The organism is Aurantimicrobium minutum (genome assembly GCF_029894165.1).
Classification (GTDB): domain Bacteria; phylum Actinomycetota; class Actinomycetes; order Actinomycetales; family Microbacteriaceae; genus Aurantimicrobium; species Aurantimicrobium minutum_A.
Genome location: NZ_JARXXU010000001.1, coordinates 537,630 through 553,406, shown reverse-complemented (window position 1 = coordinate 553,406; position 15,777 = coordinate 537,630). Strand labels below are relative to the sequence as shown.

Sequence of the window (15,777 nt, the reverse complement as noted above, 5' to 3'; positions counted from 1 at the left end):
CCTCTTTCTTGAGCTAAGTAGGTGAGTTAGCACCCGAACCCGTCGAGTGCTAACTCAGAGTCTACGGCGTGAACTAGCACTCGCGCAATGTGAGTGCCAGCTACAGAGCTTGGTAGGTTTGCTCTCATGGAGAGTGCAGAACTGCGGGAATTACTCACCGCTGAGGCGATCGCGTTACTCGACTCCCTGCCGGCCTATTCTTCCGCCACAGACGTGCTCAAGATTGTCTCGGAACTGAGAAAAGCAGGACATTCCGCGTCTTTAGTGGCCACCGTGTTGACTCAAGCCAAACTTCGCGCCAAGGCAACGGGGAAGTTCGGCGACTTTGCCCAGCGCATGCTGTTCACCGAAGCTGGCCTCGAACAGGCCACCCGGCTTCCGGTGGCGGCGCTGCATGCGGGACGTTTTGTTCGCGCAGGGCTCACTCGAGTTGCGGACTTGGGCTGTGGCATCGGGGCCGATGCGCTGGCGTTCGCCGGTGCCGGTATTTCTGTCACCGCCGTAGAGGCGGATGAAGTAACGGCGGCGCTGGCTGCCTACAACCTGTCACCCTTCCCCGAGGCAGAGGTACACCACGGCACCGCCGAGGAGGCCTCACTCGAGAACGTAGACGCTGTCTATCTTGATCCTGCCCGGCGCACCTCCGGTCACAGCAACACCCAGCGCCTGACAAAGTCTGAGGACTACTCCCCCTCCCTGGACTTCTCCTTTGGCCTCAGCGGCAAACTGCCCACCGGCATCAAGCTGGGCCCTGGCTTCGACCGCGATCTCATTCCGGACCACTGCGAAGCACAGTGGGTTTCGGTCAACGGAGATGTCGTAGAACTGGGTTTGTGGTTCGGGTCTCTGGCACGGCCAGGCATCACGCGCTCTGCCCTGTTGCTCACTCGCGAGGGCATGCATGAACTCGCCGCTGGGGCTGATGCACCTGATGCCGAGATCGCAGAGATTGGCGACTACCTCTACGAACCTGACGGTGCCGTGATTCGTGCCCGCCTGATCGGGGACCTTGCCCGCAGTCTGGGTGCCCACATGCTCGACGAACACATTGCCTACATGTCTAGCAACACTGCCGTGCAGACACCCTTTGCCTCCACCTTCCAGGTGGAGCAGGTCTGTGCCCTCGATGTGAAGGTGCTAGCCAAAGAATTAGCGCGCCGAGGAATTGGCACGCTTGAAATTAAGAAGCGCGGGGTCGATATTGACCCGGCCGAATTCCGCAAGAAGCTCTCTCTCACGGGGAAGAAGTCGGCGACGCTGTTCCTCACCCGCGTGGGTGAACGCAGAATGGCGGTGCTTGCGCACCGCCATGGAGAGCCTTCAGACCGAAATTCTCCTTAGGGATAAGGGTCCATCATGTTCCCCGTCATGGCGAAGATGGCCATAAAGATCCCGTAAATTACAAGACCAACCACAGCAAATGCCAGGCCGATGTACCCCGTGACGAGGCCACCCTTGGCCAGGCCATCGCCTGCCTCGCCGCTGGTGTGGATTTCCTTGCGGGAAAGGTGACCAGTAATCACGGCGATAAGTCCACCCAGCAGGGGCATGAACGTCAAACCGAAAATACCGGATGTGAGCGAAACTATCGCGAGAACGTTTGTGCGGGACGCAGCAACAGGTTCAATTGGCCCAGTCATAGCTCCATTTTATCTCGAGGGTGTGCACGAGAGAGTGCTGGAGCGTTGGGGACGCCTGGAAGTCCATTCCTCACCCGCGTGGGTGAACGCAGAATGGCGGTGCTTGCGCACCGCCATTCCGAGAAAAACTAGTTCTCGTTTTTAGTAGCCGTACATCATCGCACCGGACATCGCGAAGACGGTGAAGGCGATGATGACGATGACGAGTGCGAGCACAGAGAAGCCCAAACCGATGTACCCGGTGATGAGGCCACCCTTGGCCAGGCCATCGCCTGCCTCGCCGCTGGTGCGGATTTCCTTGCGGGCCATGTGGCCGGTGATGACGGCAACGATGCCGCCGATGAAGGGGATAAAGGTCAATCCGACAATGCCGGAGACCAAAGAAACGATGGCAAGCACGTTAGTGCGTGGGGCGACAGGAGCGGTTACTGGTGCAGTTGAATCAGTCATGACTCCAGTTTAGTGAACGTGGATGTCCGTAACTGGGAGTGTGCTGTCTGCTCCAAAGCTCAGCGAGGACGGTTCCGCGCCTTCCATGATGAGTTCTGATGCGAGTGCGGCGATCATCGCGCCGTTATCGGTGCAGAGGGAGAACGCTGGAATACGCAATTCGATTCCGGCTGCATCTGCGCGCTGTTGTGCGACTTCGCGCAGGCGCGCATTCGCAATCACGCCACCGCCGAGTAACAAGCGAGGAATACCAAAGTCTGTACACGCAGCAATCGCTTTCGCCGTCAAGACGTCGACGACAGCTTCGCGGAAGCTCGCGGCCACATCCGAGATCGGAATCTCTTCACCTGCGTCCCTGCGCACCTCGACCCAGCGGGCCACCGCTGTCTTGAGGCCTGAGAAGGAGAAGTCGTAGCGGTGCTTGTCCATGTCTTTGGGCAAGGTGAGTCCGCGGGGGAACCGAATGGCCTTGGGGTTTCCGCTCTCGGCAGCACGGTCAATCTGGGGGCCGCCGGGATAAGGCAGTCCCAGAATTCTGGCGACCTTGTCGAAAGCTTCCCCGGCCGCGTCGTCGATGGTTTCACCGAGTAGCTCCACATCCGAAGTGAGGTCACGCACCAGCAACAAGGAGGTGTGACCGCCGGAGACCAGCAGAGCAATGGTGGGGTACTCCAGCGGGCCGTCTTCCCCCAAAACATCAGCCCCCACGTGACCCACCAAGTGGTTCACGGCATACAGCGGCTTATCCAGCGAAAGAGCCAGAGCCTTGGCCGCGCCCACGCCCACCATGAGTGCCCCGGCCAAACCAGGGCCGCTCGTGACAGCGACAGCATCGAGATCAGAGAGCTCGATGCCCGCTGTGGCAATAGCCTCGGTCAGGGCCGGGCGCAAAGCTTCGAGATGTGCACGGGCTGCCACCTCCGGAACAACACCGCCATAGCGTGCATGCTCGTCCATGGAGGAGGCAATTACATTGGCCAGAAGTTCCCGGCCACGAACAATGCCGATGCCGGTCTCATCACAACTAGTTTCAATACCGAGCACCAAGGGTGCCTCTGAGTTGATAGTCATCAGAGGTCACCTCCGCGCTTCATAATGACTGCGTCCACACCCTCGGGTTGGTAATACCCCGGGCGAACAGCAATCTCTTCAAAACCCAAGGAGACATAGAGCGAGATGGCGTGCGGATTATCTGCACGCACTTCCAGGAAGACACGGTGGGCGTTGCGCTGTTCTGCTTCCTCGAGCAGAGCGCGCATGAGCTGTCGGCCGAGGCCGAGGCTGCGGAACTCTGGCAACACCGCAATGGTTTGAATATCGCCATCACCTGAGCCCCGAGGCGCGAGTATCCCTGCATAGGCAATGACCGCTGGCTCACCTCCGAGGGCATCAGTATGTGCTTCGGCGACGAGATAAAAACAGTTAGTGTCTCCCACGTCGCGGGCCATGGCTTCGGTGGACCAGGCTTCTCCGCCGAAGACCGGAGTTTCAATAGCCATGATGGCAGGAACATCATCGGTGGTGGCCGGACGCAAGGCGATGGTTTCGATCACTTCTGACCCCCGCTCGTTTGCTCACTGCGAGGTTGACCGACCCGCTTGGGGCCGTTCGACAGGGTGACATCCGGCGAGCGCAGATAGACCGCTTCAGCGGGGAGGAAAGAATGCCCGGCTGCGAGCATGCGGTGGGCGAGAACACCCAACCATGCTGCGTGCACTTCAGTAGCGTGGACCGCGCCACTGTCCATGGCACAGAATTCACCCGGCTTCTGCAGGGCAGGGCCATGACCCAGGATGGGGCAGCCCGCTTCATCGAGGCCGTTATAGAAGCTGACGAACTCTTCCTTGCGACGTGCATCGGTGGTGACGATGAGGTTGTTCTCTCGATCGTCCTCTAAGTACTCGAGGGCAATCGCTCCGTGGCTATACATGGGCAACAAAACCGCACCCGCTCCAAAAGCAAACGCATCTGCCGCAGCAATGCCAACGCGCAGACCAGTGAACGGACCCGGACCCATGCCCGCGGCTACGTGGGTGACCTCTGCTGCCGGGATACCCGCCTCGGTGAGGATCTCGTCAATAAATGGACCGACAATCTCTGCATGACGCATGGTGTCTGCGGTGTCGCGCGAAGCCAGCACTTCTCCCCCGGCAACCAGCGCAACGCTGGTTCCGGCCGAGGTGTCGATGGCCAAGATCATAGGTTCCACCCTACGCACTCCAACGAGGACCGTGGCCGGTCAGGGTGACAGTGCGGGGCTCCACGAGTTCATCTCCGAGCTCCCCCGCAGTGGAGCCCTCCGGCCGCTCAATGACGACGTCGAGCCAAGAGTCAACGAGGTCTTCGATCATGCCTGCACCCCATTCGACCACAACGACGCTGTGGGGGAAATCGATATCGAGGTCATCGAGCTCCACCGCGCTGTTCAGGCGATACGCATCCACATGAACGAGGAGTGGGCCGTCAACCAGGCTGGGGTGGGTTCGTGCCAGTACGAATGTGGGACTGGTGACAGGCCCCCGCACGCCGAGGCCTTCGCCGATACCGCGGGTGAGGGTGGTTTTGCCCGCACCGAGCGGACCGGTCAGAACTAATACATCTCCGGCACGTAGTGCCCGGCCGAGTTCGAGTCCGAGCTCATGCATCTGCTCGGGCGTCTCGATGGCGCGCACGCCTAGCATCAGGCTTGTCCTACGTACTCGTATTCCAGACGAGTACCGATCAGTCGCGTGACGATTTCATAGCCAATGGAATTTGCTGCTGCAGCCCAATCGTGCACCGACGGTGCACCCTGGGCGGGGTCGCCGAACAGAACCACGGTGTCGCCGACCTGAACGTCATCGTTGCCCACATTGACCACGAACTGGTCCATGGCAATGCGACCCGCAACGGCATAGCTGGTTCCCCGAATCACGACGGGTCCGTTGGAGGAGGCATCGCGGTTGATGCCGTCGCCATAGCCCAGGGGAATCAGCGCCAAGGTGCTCTCCGTGTCCGTGCGGTGCAGATAGCCATAGCTAATGCCGGTTTCTGCAGGCACTCGTCGCACGGCCACGACCTGAGATTCCAGCGTCAGCGCAGGGGTAAGGCCAAACTGTGCGGGGCGCAGATCTTCGGTGGGGGCAATGCCATAGGCCGCAATACCGGTGCGCACCATGTTAAAACGGGTATCGGGCAGGGTCAGTGCAGCCAAGCTGGCAGCGAGGTGCACATAGCGCGGCTCGAGGCCTGCATCAGAGAGCTCGGCAAGACCCACCCGGAATACACGAAGCTGTTCTAGGTCATCTTCGGGGGTGGTGTTGGAGAGGTGACTCATCACACCCTCCACATTCAGCTCTCCCCGGTGATGAAGTTCTGAAGCAGCAGCAAAGAAGGTAGTCCACTCCGCTGGGCTTGCACCATTACGGCTCAGACCCGTATCAATCTTGAGGTGAACGGCAGGCAGCACGCCTAGCTTGCGGCCGGCAGCAGCAATCGTGGTCAGCTGCGCTACCGAGGCAACGCCCAGAGTAATGTCTGCGGCGAGCGCGTCTTCAAAGCCTTCGTCGGGTGCGTGAATCCAAGCCAAGACCGGTGCCGTGATTCCTGCCGCACGCAGCTCGAGAGCTTCATCAATGTCTGCCGTACCGAGGAACGTGGCGCCGCCGGCGAGCGCAGCGCGTGCTGCGCGCACGGCGCCATGTCCATAGGCATTGGCTTTGACCACGACGAGGACGTCGTCGACGCCGGTGAGGGCAAAGACCTGCTTCACGTTCGCGGCGATGGCGTCCGTGTTGACTCGGGCAATTCGAAACGGTGTGTGGCTCATGCGGCGCTGACCTCTGTAACGCTGCCTTCGGCAACGACGAAGGCAACAGCGGCATTGGCATCATGCGAGATAGAGAGTTGCACGGAGGTGACGCCCCTGCTGGAGGCCATCTCTGCGGCAGCCCCGCTCAAATCAAAGGAGGGCTTTCCCAGCTCATCCTTGACCACGGACATGTCGTGCCAGGTCATCGAACCGGATCCACCAAAGGCTTTGATGAGTGCTTCCTTGGCGGCAAAACGCCCCGCAAGAGAAGCAACAGGGAGGGTGCGCTCTGCCTCGGTGAAGAGACGCTCACTCAGTTTTGGGGTGCGCTCGAGGGCCCGCGTGAAGCGAGCGATGTCGACGATGTCGACCCCCACTCCCACAATCATGAGTGGCTATTCGACCGTGACCGACTTGGCCAAGTTGCGTGGCTGGTCAACATCCAAGCCCTTGGCGTCTGCGAGCTCCATGGCGAAGATCTGCAGGGGCACCACCGCGAGGATGGGCTCAAACATGGGGTCCGCCAGAGGAATCTGAATAACTTCATCTGCATACGGCAACACAGCGGCATCGCCCTGTTCTGCAATGGCAATAACACGAGCGCCACGGGCACGGATCTCCTGGATGTTGGAGACAACCTTGGAGTGAATCAATGCAGAACCTCGGGGGCTGGGCACGATGACGAACACGGGCTGACCGTGGTCGATCAGAGCAATCGGGCCGTGCTTGAGTTCACCGGCAGCAAAGCCTTCGGCGTGAATGTAGGCAAGCTCCTTGAGCTTGAGTGCGCCCTCAAGCGCGATGGGGTAGCCGACGTGACGGCCCAGGAACAGCACCGAAGGAGTATCGCTCATCCACTTGGCCAGCTGCGCAATCTTTTCGCCGGTTTCCAACACCTTCGTGACCTTCGCAGGCAACGCCTGGAGGTCCGTCGCCAAACGGCGCAGTTCCTTCTCGTCCACGGTCTTCTTGGAGCGCGCGATGTGCAGACCGATCAAATACAGCGCCGTGATCTGGGCGACGAAAGCTTTGGTGGACGCCACAGCGACTTCGGGGCCTGCGTGGGTGTAGACCACCGCATCAGATTCGCGAGGAATCGTGGCGCCCTGGGTGTTACAGACCGAGATGGTGCGGGCACCCTGTTCGCGGGCATACTTAACCGCCATCAGAGTGTCCATGGTTTCACCGGACTGGCTGATGGAGATAACCAGAGTTTCAGGGGTGATCACGGGGTCGCGGTAACGGAACTCGTGGCTGAGTTGAACCTCAACCGGAATACGGGCCCACTGTTCGATGGCGTAGGCGCCGACCATGCCCGCATAGGACGCAGTGCCACAGGCCACCAAAATAATGCGGCTGATGCCGTTGAGGATGTCGTCCCCGAGTTCGGTGAGCTCAGGAACCTCGACCAGACCGTCGACCACGCGACCACGGACGGTGTTGGCCACCGCGTCAGGGTTCTCGGTGATTTCTTTAGCCATGAAGGACGACCAGCCACCCTTGTCGGAGGCGGAGGCATCCCAGGCGATTTCATACTCTTCGATCGCAACGGGGTTACCGTCGAAGTCGGTGACCTCCACCGCGTCAGGAGTGATCGCCACAACTTGGTTCTGTCCCACGGCTGCCGCGCGCTGGGTGTATTCCACAAACGCAGCCACATCCGAGCCGAGGAAGTTTTCACCCTCGCCCAGACCAATGACCAGGGGTGAGTTGTGACGTGCAGCAACGATGAGGTGCGGAGCATCGGTGTGGACAGCGAGCAGCGTGAAGGCACCCTCGAGACGGTTGACCACCAGGCGCATCGCTTCACGCAGGTCGCCCACCTGGGCATAGACGTCACCGAGCATGACAGCAGCTACGGCAGTGTCGGTTTCTGACTCGAATTCGTAGCCCTTGGCCAGCAGTTCGGCCTTGATTTCCGCAAAGTTTTCAATGATGCCGTTGTGAATGAGGGCCAGCTTGCCGCCATCACCTAAGTGGGGGTGTGCATTGACATCGGTGGGTCCACCGTGGGTGGCCCAGCGGGTGTGCCCAATTCCGGTGTGACCGGGAGAAACGGGGCTGGTCTGGAGCAGATCAACCAGCGCCTGCAGCTTTCCCGCCTTCTTCGCGGTCTCAATCGTGCCCTGTTCGGTCAGGATGGCGATACCGGCAGAGTCGTATCCGCGGTACTCCTGTCGCTTCAAGCCCCCCATAAGGACAGCTATTGTGTCCTTCTTACCTACGTAACCCACGATTCCACACATATACCCAAGTTTAGTCCACGTAGGGCAGTGAGCTGGCTTAGGGCAGAATGGGGAGGTGAGCAGTGAGCCGACCACCCCCATCGCGGTCCACACGACCCCGTTCGTGGAGATCTCGCGCGACGAATGGGCAGAGCTTGCACCCACCACGTCGTCGCCCTTGACTGAAGCAGATATCGAAAGCCTGCGGGGACTGGGCGACCGTCTCGATCTCAAAGAGGTCGAGGATGTCTATCTCCCGCTGAGCCGTTTGCTGTCGATCTATGCTGCGGGAGCCCGCAAGCTTCACGCGGACACGACCAACTTCCTCGGCCAGCGAGCCTCCACGACACCGTTCGTGATCGGTGTCGCAGGCTCGGTGGCTGTGGGGAAGTCCACCGTGGCACGTCTGCTGCAAATGCTCATGGCTCGCTGGGAGGACACTCCCCGGGTTGAGCTCGTCACCACCGATGGTTTTCTCTATCCGAATGCGGAGCTGTCCCGCCGGGGCATTCTGAACCGTAAAGGTTTCCCTGAGTCCTATGACCGTCGTGCGTTGCTGCGCTTTGTCAGTGAAGTCAAGAGCGGTGCTACCGAAGTCTCGGCCCCGGTCTATTCCCACCTCAGTTATGACATCTTGCCCGACGAGAAGATCGTCGTGCGCCAGCCTGATGTGCTCATTGTGGAAGGTCTCAACGTGCTGCAGCCGCCGACCAGCGGTGGCGGCCTGGCCGTCAGCGACCTGTTCGACTTCACCGTGTATGTGGATGCCAGAACGCCGGACATCGAGTCCTGGTATCAAGAACGCTTTTTGAGCTTGCAGCGCAGTGCCTTCTCGAACCCCGATTCCTACTTTCACCGCTATGCCGAGTTGACCGAAGCCGAAGCCCGCGCCACGGCAGAAGACTTCTGGAACAGAATCAACCGCCCCAACCTGGAAGAAAACATTCGCCCCACCCGCTCCCGTGCCACGCTCGTGTTGCGCAAAGCTGCCAACCACGCCGTGTCCACCGTCTTGCTGCGGAAAATCTAGGAAAGAACACCATGGTCGTCATTATTTGGATTCTGTCGATCCTCAACGCTGTCCTTTTCGGCTGGACGGCCTGGATTGCATTCTTTGGTGGCTGGCTGTTCACCTTGCCCGGCTCACAGTGGGAATACTTCCCCGGCGGCAATGGCCTCGCCGGAGTGGTGTGCCTGGCCGCAGGTATTGGCGTGCAGTGGCTGTTACAGCTGGCCTACCGCACCAGAAAAAAGAACTAAAGCGCGAGCTCTGCCTTGACCACGTCGGCCAGTTCGTGGGCCAGACGGTCAGCTGTGGTCTGATCTGCAGCTTCAACCATGACGCGCACCATGGGTTCGGTACCAGACGGACGCAGCAGAACACGGCCGGTGTCGGCCAGTTCTGCCTCGGCAGCGGCAACCGCGGCATCGATGGCCGCGTTGCCGGCCAGTGCGCGGTGATCTACACCGCGGACGTTGACCAAAATCTGAGGGAAGACCGTCATCACCGAGGCAAGCTCCGCAATGGTCTTGCCCGTGCGAGCCATTTCGGCAACCAGGTGAAGACCGGTCAAAATACCGTCACCGGTGGTGGCGTATTCGGTCATGATGACGTGACCGGACTGTTCGCCGCCGAGAGCTGCGCCGTGTTCGGCTAAGCCTTCGAGGACATAGCGGTCACCAACCGCCGTTTGGAGAACACGGATGCCGTGCTTGTCCATCGCTTTGTGGAGACCAAGGTTGCTCATCACGGTGGCCACGAGAGTGTCGTTGGTGAGCGTGCCGCGTTCCTTCATGGACACCGCGAGGATGGCCATGATCTGGTCGCCATCAATGACGTTGCCCTGAGCGTCCACCGCTAAGCAGCGGTCCGCGTCACCATCGTGGGCAATACCAATATCAGCACCGTGGGCGAGAACAGCAGCCGCAACCACGTCGAGGTGGGTCGAGCCCACACCGTCGTTGATGTTGATGCCATTGGGGTCTGCGGCAATAACCGTTACACGCGCACCCGCATCGGTGAACACCTCAGGGGAAATCGCCGACGCAGCACCGTTGGCGCAGTCCAGCACGACGTGCAGGCCATCCAGCTTGTGCGGCAGAGTGCCGAGCAGGTGCACAACGTAGCGGTCTTCGGCATCTGCGAAGCGACGAATGCGCCCCACCTCACCGCCGGTGGGCAGCAAGTGATCGGCGTCCAGCGATGCTTCGATGCGGTCTTCGACCTCATCAGGAAGCTTCGTGCCGCCGAAGGCAAAGAACTTGATGCCGTTATCGGGTGCCGGGTTGTGGGAGGCCGACACCATCACCCCAAAATCTGCCCCGATGTCGCTGACCAAGAACGCCGCCGCAGGCGTGGGAATCACGCCAGCATCGAGAACGTCAATCCCGGAGCTGGCCAAACCGGCCGACAACGCAGCAGTGAGGAATTCACCCGAGATGCGGGGGTCGCGGGCAATGACCGCAGTTGCACGACGTCCCTCAGCTCGTCTGGCTTCGGCACGACGACCGCTGGTGAGAACCACCGCGGCCGACTGGGCCAGTGCCAAGGTTAGATCTGCCGTGAGCTCACGGTTAGCTAAGCCTCGGACACCGTCCGTGCCGAATAGACGTGCCAAGGGACAGTCGACTTCTTCTACAGAAGCGAGATTAACGCTTCGAGAACTGAGAAGCCTTACGGGCCTTCTTGAGACCAGCCTTCTTGCGCTCGATGACGCGTGCGTCACGAGTGAGGAAGCCAGACTTCTTGAGAGTCGCGCGGTTGTTGTCGCGGTCAATCTCGTTCAGTGCACGAGCAATAGCGAGACGCAGGGCGCCAGCCTGACCGGAAGGGCCACCGCCGGTGATGCGTGCAACGACGTCATATGCGCCACCGAGCTCTAACACGGTGAAAGGGTCGTTGATGAGCTGCTGGTGCAGCTTGTTGGGGAAGTAGTTAGCGAGCTCACGGCCGTTGACCGTGGTCTTGCCCGAACCGGGAACGAGACGCACGCGAGCAATAGCCTGCTTGCGACGACCGACAGCTGCACCGGGAACGTTGAGGATTGCGCGAGGAGCCTTCGGGGCTACTGCAACAGGAGTTTCGGTTGAGTACTCGGTGACCTCTTCGGTCTCGGTCTCGATTTCTGCGTTATCCGCCATGATTACTTAATCCTTTATCTAAATCTACGAGGCTCTACTGAGCTACCTGAGTGAGGGTGTATACCTGGGGCTGCTGTGCAGCGTGAGGGTGCTCAGCGCCACGGTAGACCTTGAGCTTGCGGAACTGATCGCGACCGAGAGAGGTCTTGGGGAGCATGCCGCGGATAGCCTTCTCGACAGCGCGCTCGGGGTTCTTCTCGAGCAGGTCGGTGTAGGTCGTCGCGCGGAGACCACCGGGGTAACCAGAGTGGCGGTAAGCCTTCTTCTGTGCAGCCTTGTTGCCGGTGAGGACAACCTTGTCTGCGTTGACAATGATGACGAAGTCACCCATATCCATGTGAGGGGTGTAGGTAGCCTTGTTCTTGCCGCGCAGGATGGTTGCTGCGTGAGAAGCGAGGCGGCCAAGTACAACGTCGGTTGCGTCAATGATGACCCAGCCGCGCGTCACTTCTGAGGCCTTAGGCGTAAAGGTACGAGTCACAGTAATACTGCTTTCTTGTCGAAATGAGTGGTCCGTGTATCCCGCTCAGTCGTTGCGTTCTGGAACAGTAACTGTTCAGAACCCATCAGTCGAGGGCTCAACTTCGGCGGCCCGTTCCGCATGGAACAAGCACCAAGGGTCTAATTTACGCTATCGGAGCGTCGTCGGTCAATTCGCGACGGCTGCGGGTAAGTTCTGCCCGCTGGCCCACCTCGTGATCCGGGGGGTAAATAATCTCGGTCAGGGTTAATCCGTGGGCGGGCATGACCTTAAACACACTCGTACGCTCTGCCTGATCGCGCAGGTCCTCGATGTGTTCGAGCGAGGCAGAATCCGATCCTGCAGCGACACACGCCCCCACAAGTGAGCGCACCATCGAGTGACAGAAGGCATCAGCTTGGATGCGCGCGATAATCACGCCGTCTTCGCGGCGGTGCCAGCGAAATTCCTGCAATTCCCGAATCGTGGTGGCACCTGGCCGGGGACGGCAAAAGGCGCCGAAGTCGCGCAGGCCCAGCATGAGGTCAGCCACCTCATTCATTTTCTCCACATTCAGCGGATAGAAGTGGAACGTGGTCACGCGCCGATCAATGGGGTTCTGGTGTTCCAGGCCATCGGCGATGCGGTATTCATAACGCCGGGCAAGCGGCGAGAAGCGAGCATCAAAGCCTCGCGGAGCCACGACAACGCGGTTGATAATGATGTCAGAGTGACGGCCCATCGAGCCATTGACCCGGCGACTGAGGGCATCGAGCATCACCGCGGGAACGACAGGCAGTTCGTCGGCGTAGGGAATGCCGCCCTGCTCCTGCAGGGCTCTGCGTTCCTCCCGAGAGAACGACACTCGAATGAGTTGTTCCAGCGGAACATCGATGTGGGCAACCTGGGCTGCCGCATGAACTCCGGCATCGGTGCGCCCGGCGCACACGATGCGCGGGGAGACTTCCATCCGCAGCACCTGTGCAAAAGCCTGCTCGAGGTTGTCTTCCACGGTGCGCAGACCCGGTTGCTTGGCCCAGCCGGCAAAGTCGGTGCCGTCATAGGAGAGATCCAGACGCAGACGGACAGAGCCTTCTACCTCGATGAGGTCGGCAAAGTCATCTTCGACGAGTTCGTCGATGGGTTCTGCCGGAGGATTCACGTCTTTGAGTCTAAATGTCAGAAGACTCGTGCGTTAACGAAGGAACCCCAGCACCGAAGTGCTGGGGTTCCCTGCGAGTATGTCTGTAAAGGACTACTTGGCTTCTTCCGTTGCTTCGGGCTCAACAGGTGCGCCTTCTTCAACCATGTCGGAAACTGCAGCAACTTCTACAACCTCTTCGACAACTGCCTCACCGGCGGTGTCAACGACGACCTCTTCGGTGACCTCATCGACGACGACCTCTTCAACAACTTCAGCTGCTGCGGGAGCGGCCTTGGGAGCCTCTGCCTTAGCTGGCTTAGCCTTCGCAGGCTTCTTGTTGAGGGCCTCGAGCACGAGCTCGATCTGCGCCATGGGAGCGTTGTCGCCCTTGCGGTAACCGAGCTTGGTGATGCGAGTGTAGCCACCCTCACGCTCAGCAACCAGTGGAGCAATTTCAGTGAAAAGGATGTGAACAGCTTCCTTGTTCCGCAAGATTGCAAGCGCACGGCGACGTGCGTGAAGGTCTCCACGCTTTGCAAACGTGATGAGACGCTCAGCCACGGGACGCAGGCGCTTAGCCTTGGTCTCGGTGGTCTTGATCGACTTGTGAGTGAACAGCGAAACGGACATGTTCGCGAGCATCAAGCGCTCGTGTGCAGGACCGCCTCCGAGGCGTGGACCCTTAGTTGGGGTAGGCATTTTTTATTTCTCCGTAAATCAATACTGTGACGTGTCTATACAGACAGTCGCTTAGATGTTCTCGTCTTCGTCGAAGCCACCGTAGAAGTGTGCTCCGTCAAAACCGGGGACAGAATCCTTGAGCGAAAGACCCATTTCAATGAGCTTGTCGCGAACCTCGTCGACCGACTTCTGACCGAAGTTGCGAATGTTCATCAACTGAGTCTCGGACAGAGCAACCAGCTCAGAGACGGTGTTGATGCCTTCGCGCTTGAGGCAGTTGTAGGAACGAACCGAGAGGTCCATGTCTTCGACAGGAATCGAGAGCTCAGAGCTGAGAACAGCATCAACGGGTGCAGGACCAATCTCGATACCTTCCGCAGCGGTGTTGAGCTCGCGAGCCAGACCGAACAGTTCGGTCAGAGTGCGACCTGCAGAAGCCATTGCGTCACGAGGGGTGATCGCAGACTTGGTCTCCACGTCAACGACCAGGCGGTCGAAGTCAGTGCGCTCACCGGCACGAGTTGCCTCGACGCGGTAGGTCACCTTGAGGACGGGCGAGTAGATCGAGTCAACAGGAATCTGTCCAGCCTCGGAGAACTCGGAACGGTTCTGGCTGCCAGAAACGTAGCCACGGCCACGCTCGATGGTCAGTTCGAGCTCGAACTTTGCCTTGTCGTTGAGGGTTGCGATAACCAGCTCTGGGTTGTGGATCTCAACACCGGCAGGTGCGGAGATGTCTGCAGCGGTGACAACGCCAGCACCCTGCTTACGAAGGTAAGCGGTGATGGGTTCGTCGTGCTCGCTGGAGACAACCAGAGTCTTGATGTTCAGGATGATTTCAGTTGCATCTTCCTTGACACCGGGGATGGTGGAGAACTCGTGGAGAACGCCGTCCAGACGGATGCTGGTTACTGCTGCGCCAGGAATGCTGGAGAGCAGGGTACGACGGAGCGAGTTACCGAGGGTGTAACCGAAGCCAGGTTCCAGCGGTTCAATGATGAACCGTGAACGGTATTCGGAGATGTTCTCTTCGGAAAGCGTGGGGCGCTGTGCAATGAGCACTATGTATTCCTTTCGGCTAAGTGTCCGATATATGACACTTGCGTGAGCGGTTTATTGAGTTGTTAAAACGGGGGGAAAGACTAAACGCGGCGACGCTTAGGTGGACGGCAACCGTTGTGAGCCTGAGGGGTCACATCGGAAATCGAACCAACCTCGAGGCCAGCGGCCTGAAGCGAACGAATTGCGGTTTCACGACCAGAGCCGGGGCCCTTGACGAAAACATCTACCTTCTTCATGCCGTGCTCTTGTGCCTGGCGTGCTGCAGACTCTGCTGCGAGCTGAGCGGCGAAGGGGGTCGACTTACGCGAACCCTTGAAGCCCACTCCACCGGACGATGCCCAGCTGATTACGGCACCAGTGGTGTCCGTGATCGACACGATGGTGTTGTTGAACGTGCTCTTGATGTGGGCCTGGCCCACAGCAACGTTCTTCTTGTCCTTTTTGCGCGGCTTGCGAACTGCCGACTTAGGTGCTGCCATGATTTCTCCTAAAAACCTAAATAAGGGGGGCTAAAACCCGCGAAGCGGATTACTTAGCCTTCTTCTTGCCGGCGACGGTACGCTTGGGTCCCTTGCGGGTACGAGCGTTGGTCTTGGTGCGCTGACCGCGGACGGGAAGACCCTTACGGTGGCGAAGACCCTCGTACGAACCGATCTCAACCTTGCGGCGGATGTCGGCCTGAACTTCACGGCGGAGGTCACCCTCTACGCGGAAGTTTGCTTCGATGTAGTCGCGCAGTGCGACGAGCTGGTCGTCGGTCAGATCCTTGACGCGGATATCTCCGCTGATCTGGGTGTCCACGAGAGTCTTAACTGCTCGAGTACGACCAACGCCGTAGATGTATGTCAGTGCAACCTCCACGCGCTTTTCGCGTGGAATGTCTACTCCGGCAAGACGTGCCATGGTGGCATCTCCTTGTGTGTAGTGGAGGTATGGAGCATTCCCGGTGCCACGGCCTCCAACCGTAGGTGTCCCCTACCGAAGTAGGTTCTTGGGAGTGCTTATTGAGTTGTTGCGGCGAACCGCGGGCTCACTCTTGCGAGTGAAAATTTGTGGGAGCCTGTCGACTAGCCCTGGCGCTGCTTGTGACGAGGGTTCTCGCAGATCACCATGACGTTTCCGTGGCGGCGAATCACCTTGCACTTGTCGCAGATGGGCTTAACGCTGGGGTTGACCTTCATTGT

The 15,777-nt window shown here is 59.5% G+C and carries 21 protein-coding genes; 3 read left to right on the top strand and 18 right to left on the bottom strand.

Annotated features, from left to right (window positions below):
* The first annotated feature begins 126 nt into the window (after positions 1-126).
* Entirely contained in the window at positions 127-1,341 is a 1,215-nt protein-coding gene (locus tag M2119_RS02960) for a class I SAM-dependent methyltransferase (RefSeq protein ID WP_280803470.1), read from the top strand.
* On the opposite strand, the gene M2119_RS02955 is transcribed toward M2119_RS02960, so the two are convergent.
* The 9 genes from M2119_RS02955 to glmS all read right to left on the bottom strand — a co-directional run bounded on the left by M2119_RS02955 (position 1,338) and on the right by glmS (position 8,126).
* Positions 1,338-1,640: a DUF4190 domain-containing protein gene (locus tag M2119_RS02955; RefSeq protein ID WP_280803469.1), complete on the bottom strand. Its 303-nt coding sequence runs from the start codon at positions 1,638-1,640 to the stop codon at positions 1,338-1,340. The genes M2119_RS02960 and M2119_RS02955 overlap by 4 nt on opposite strands.
* Positions 1,641-1,781: 141 nt before the next feature.
* Positions 1,782-2,090: a DUF4190 domain-containing protein gene (locus M2119_RS02950; RefSeq protein WP_280803468.1), complete on the bottom strand. Its 309-nt coding sequence runs from the start codon at positions 2,088-2,090 to the stop codon at positions 1,782-1,784.
* Between the two features lie 9 nt (positions 2,091-2,099).
* On the bottom strand, positions 2,100-3,161 hold the full coding sequence (tsaD, locus tag M2119_RS02945; RefSeq protein ID WP_280803467.1) for a tRNA (adenosine(37)-N6)-threonylcarbamoyltransferase complex transferase subunit TsaD: 1,062 nt from the start codon (positions 3,159-3,161) through the stop codon (positions 2,100-2,102).
* On the bottom strand, positions 3,161-3,643 hold the full coding sequence (gene rimI, locus M2119_RS02940) for a ribosomal protein S18-alanine N-acetyltransferase (RefSeq protein ID WP_348520938.1): 483 nt from the start codon (positions 3,641-3,643) through the stop codon (positions 3,161-3,163). Before rimI ends, tsaD begins: the two co-directional genes overlap by 1 nt.
* Entirely contained in the window at positions 3,640-4,290 is a 651-nt protein-coding gene (tsaB, locus tag M2119_RS02935; protein WP_280803466.1) for a tRNA (adenosine(37)-N6)-threonylcarbamoyltransferase complex dimerization subunit type 1 TsaB, read from the bottom strand. The genes rimI and tsaB overlap by 4 nt, the downstream gene beginning before the upstream one ends.
* A 10-nt stretch (positions 4,291-4,300) precedes the next feature.
* Positions 4,301-4,771: a tRNA (adenosine(37)-N6)-threonylcarbamoyltransferase complex ATPase subunit type 1 TsaE gene (tsaE, locus tag M2119_RS02930; RefSeq protein WP_280803465.1), complete on the bottom strand. Its 471-nt coding sequence runs from the start codon at positions 4,769-4,771 to the stop codon at positions 4,301-4,303.
* Positions 4,771-5,898, bottom strand: a complete 1,128-nt coding sequence (gene alr, locus M2119_RS02925) for an alanine racemase (RefSeq protein WP_280803464.1) — start codon at positions 5,896-5,898, stop codon at positions 4,771-4,773. The genes tsaE and alr overlap by 1 nt, the downstream gene beginning before the upstream one ends.
* Entirely contained in the window at positions 5,895-6,269 is a 375-nt protein-coding gene (locus M2119_RS02920; RefSeq protein WP_280803463.1) for a holo-ACP synthase, read from the bottom strand. Before M2119_RS02920 ends, alr begins: the two co-directional genes overlap by 4 nt.
* 6 nt (positions 6,270-6,275) lie before the next feature.
* A complete protein-coding gene (gene glmS / locus M2119_RS02915; RefSeq protein ID WP_280803462.1) occupies positions 6,276-8,126 on the bottom strand; it encodes a glutamine--fructose-6-phosphate transaminase (isomerizing) in 1,851 nt (616 codons plus the stop codon).
* A gap of 55 nt (positions 8,127-8,181) precedes the next feature.
* Between glmS and coaA the strand changes: the two genes are divergently transcribed.
* Positions 8,182-9,135 carry a type I pantothenate kinase gene (gene coaA, locus M2119_RS02910; RefSeq protein WP_280803461.1) on the top strand — a complete coding sequence of 318 codons (954 nt, stop codon included), beginning with the start codon at positions 8,182-8,184 and terminating at the stop codon, positions 9,133-9,135.
* 11 nt (positions 9,136-9,146) lie between these two features.
* Complete coding sequence (locus M2119_RS02905) at positions 9,147-9,365, top strand: hypothetical protein (RefSeq protein ID WP_280803460.1); 219 nt, start codon at positions 9,147-9,149, stop codon at positions 9,363-9,365.
* On the opposite strand, the gene glmM is transcribed toward M2119_RS02905, so the two are convergent.
* The 9 genes from glmM to rpmJ form a co-directional block, all read right to left on the bottom strand.
* Positions 9,362-10,723, bottom strand: coding sequence for a phosphoglucosamine mutase (gene glmM / locus M2119_RS02900; protein ID WP_280803459.1), 1,362 nt, complete (start codon positions 10,721-10,723; stop codon positions 9,362-9,364). The two genes, M2119_RS02905 and glmM, sit on opposite strands and share 4 nt — an antisense overlap.
* Positions 10,724-10,754: 31 nt before the next feature.
* A complete protein-coding gene (gene rpsI / locus M2119_RS02895; protein WP_280803458.1) occupies positions 10,755-11,246 on the bottom strand; it encodes a 30S ribosomal protein S9 in 492 nt (163 codons plus the stop codon).
* 34 nt (positions 11,247-11,280) lie between these two features.
* On the bottom strand, positions 11,281-11,727 hold the full coding sequence (gene rplM, locus M2119_RS02890) for a 50S ribosomal protein L13 (RefSeq protein WP_280803457.1): 447 nt from the start codon (positions 11,725-11,727) through the stop codon (positions 11,281-11,283).
* 145 nt (positions 11,728-11,872) lie between these two features.
* Positions 11,873-12,868, bottom strand: a complete 996-nt coding sequence (gene truA, locus M2119_RS02885; RefSeq protein ID WP_280803456.1) for a tRNA pseudouridine(38-40) synthase TruA — start codon at positions 12,866-12,868, stop codon at positions 11,873-11,875.
* Between the two features lie 93 nt (positions 12,869-12,961).
* Positions 12,962-13,549, bottom strand: coding sequence for a 50S ribosomal protein L17 (rplQ, locus tag M2119_RS02880; RefSeq protein ID WP_280803455.1), 588 nt, complete (start codon positions 13,547-13,549; stop codon positions 12,962-12,964).
* Between the two features lie 51 nt (positions 13,550-13,600).
* Positions 13,601-14,593, bottom strand: coding sequence for a DNA-directed RNA polymerase subunit alpha (locus tag M2119_RS02875; protein WP_280803454.1), 993 nt, complete (start codon positions 14,591-14,593; stop codon positions 13,601-13,603).
* Between the two features lie 80 nt (positions 14,594-14,673).
* Positions 14,674-15,072: a 30S ribosomal protein S11 gene (gene rpsK, locus M2119_RS02870; protein WP_096382503.1), complete on the bottom strand. Its 399-nt coding sequence runs from the start codon at positions 15,070-15,072 to the stop codon at positions 14,674-14,676.
* A 49-nt stretch (positions 15,073-15,121) separates the two neighbouring features.
* Positions 15,122-15,496 carry a 30S ribosomal protein S13 gene (gene rpsM / locus M2119_RS02865; RefSeq protein WP_280803453.1) on the bottom strand — a complete coding sequence of 125 codons (375 nt, stop codon included), beginning with the start codon at positions 15,494-15,496 and terminating at the stop codon, positions 15,122-15,124.
* A gap of 164 nt (positions 15,497-15,660) precedes the next feature.
* Positions 15,661-15,774 carry a 50S ribosomal protein L36 gene (rpmJ, locus tag M2119_RS02860; protein ID WP_047561540.1) on the bottom strand — a complete coding sequence of 38 codons (114 nt, stop codon included), beginning with the start codon at positions 15,772-15,774 and terminating at the stop codon, positions 15,661-15,663.
* Between the last annotated feature and the right edge of the window lie 3 nt (positions 15,775-15,777).

Bases quoted from the DNA above. Each gene is read 5' to 3' on its own strand.
- M2119_RS02960 (WP_280803470.1), top strand. From the start codon at position 127: ATGGAGAGTGCAGAACTGCGGGAATTACTCACCGCTGAGGCGATCGCG.
- M2119_RS02955 (WP_280803469.1), bottom strand. From the start codon at position 1,640: ATGACTGGGCCAATTGAACCTGTTGCTGCGTCCCGCACAAACGTTCTC.
- M2119_RS02950 (WP_280803468.1), bottom strand. From the start codon at position 2,090: ATGACTGATTCAACTGCACCAGTAACCGCTCCTGTCGCCCCACGCACT.
- tsaD (WP_280803467.1), bottom strand. From the start codon at position 3,161: ATGACTATCAACTCAGAGGCACCCTTGGTGCTCGGTATTGAAACTAGT.
- tsaB (WP_280803466.1), bottom strand. From the start codon at position 4,290: ATGATCTTGGCCATCGACACCTCGGCCGGAACCAGCGTTGCGCTGGTT.
- tsaE (WP_280803465.1), bottom strand. From the start codon at position 4,771: ATGCTAGGCGTGCGCGCCATCGAGACGCCCGAGCAGATGCATGAGCTC.
- alr (WP_280803464.1), bottom strand. From the start codon at position 5,898: ATGAGCCACACACCGTTTCGAATTGCCCGAGTCAACACGGACGCCATC.
- M2119_RS02920 (WP_280803463.1), bottom strand. From the start codon at position 6,269: ATGATTGTGGGAGTGGGGGTCGACATCGTCGACATCGCTCGCTTCACG.
- glmS (WP_280803462.1), bottom strand. From the start codon at position 8,126: ATGTGTGGAATCGTGGGTTACGTAGGTAAGAAGGACACAATAGCTGTC.
- M2119_RS02905 (WP_280803460.1), top strand. From the start codon at position 9,147: ATGGTCGTCATTATTTGGATTCTGTCGATCCTCAACGCTGTCCTTTTC.
- rpsI (WP_280803458.1), bottom strand. From the start codon at position 11,246: ATGGCGGATAACGCAGAAATCGAGACCGAGACCGAAGAGGTCACCGAG.
- rplQ (WP_280803455.1), bottom strand. From the start codon at position 13,549: ATGCCTACCCCAACTAAGGGTCCACGCCTCGGAGGCGGTCCTGCACAC.
- rpsK (WP_096382503.1), bottom strand. From the start codon at position 15,072: ATGGCAGCACCTAAGTCGGCAGTTCGCAAGCCGCGCAAAAAGGACAAG.
- rpsM (WP_280803453.1), bottom strand. From the start codon at position 15,496: ATGGCACGTCTTGCCGGAGTAGACATTCCACGCGAAAAGCGCGTGGAG.
- rpmJ (WP_047561540.1), bottom strand. From the start codon at position 15,774: ATGAAGGTCAACCCCAGCGTTAAGCCCATCTGCGACAAGTGCAAGGTG.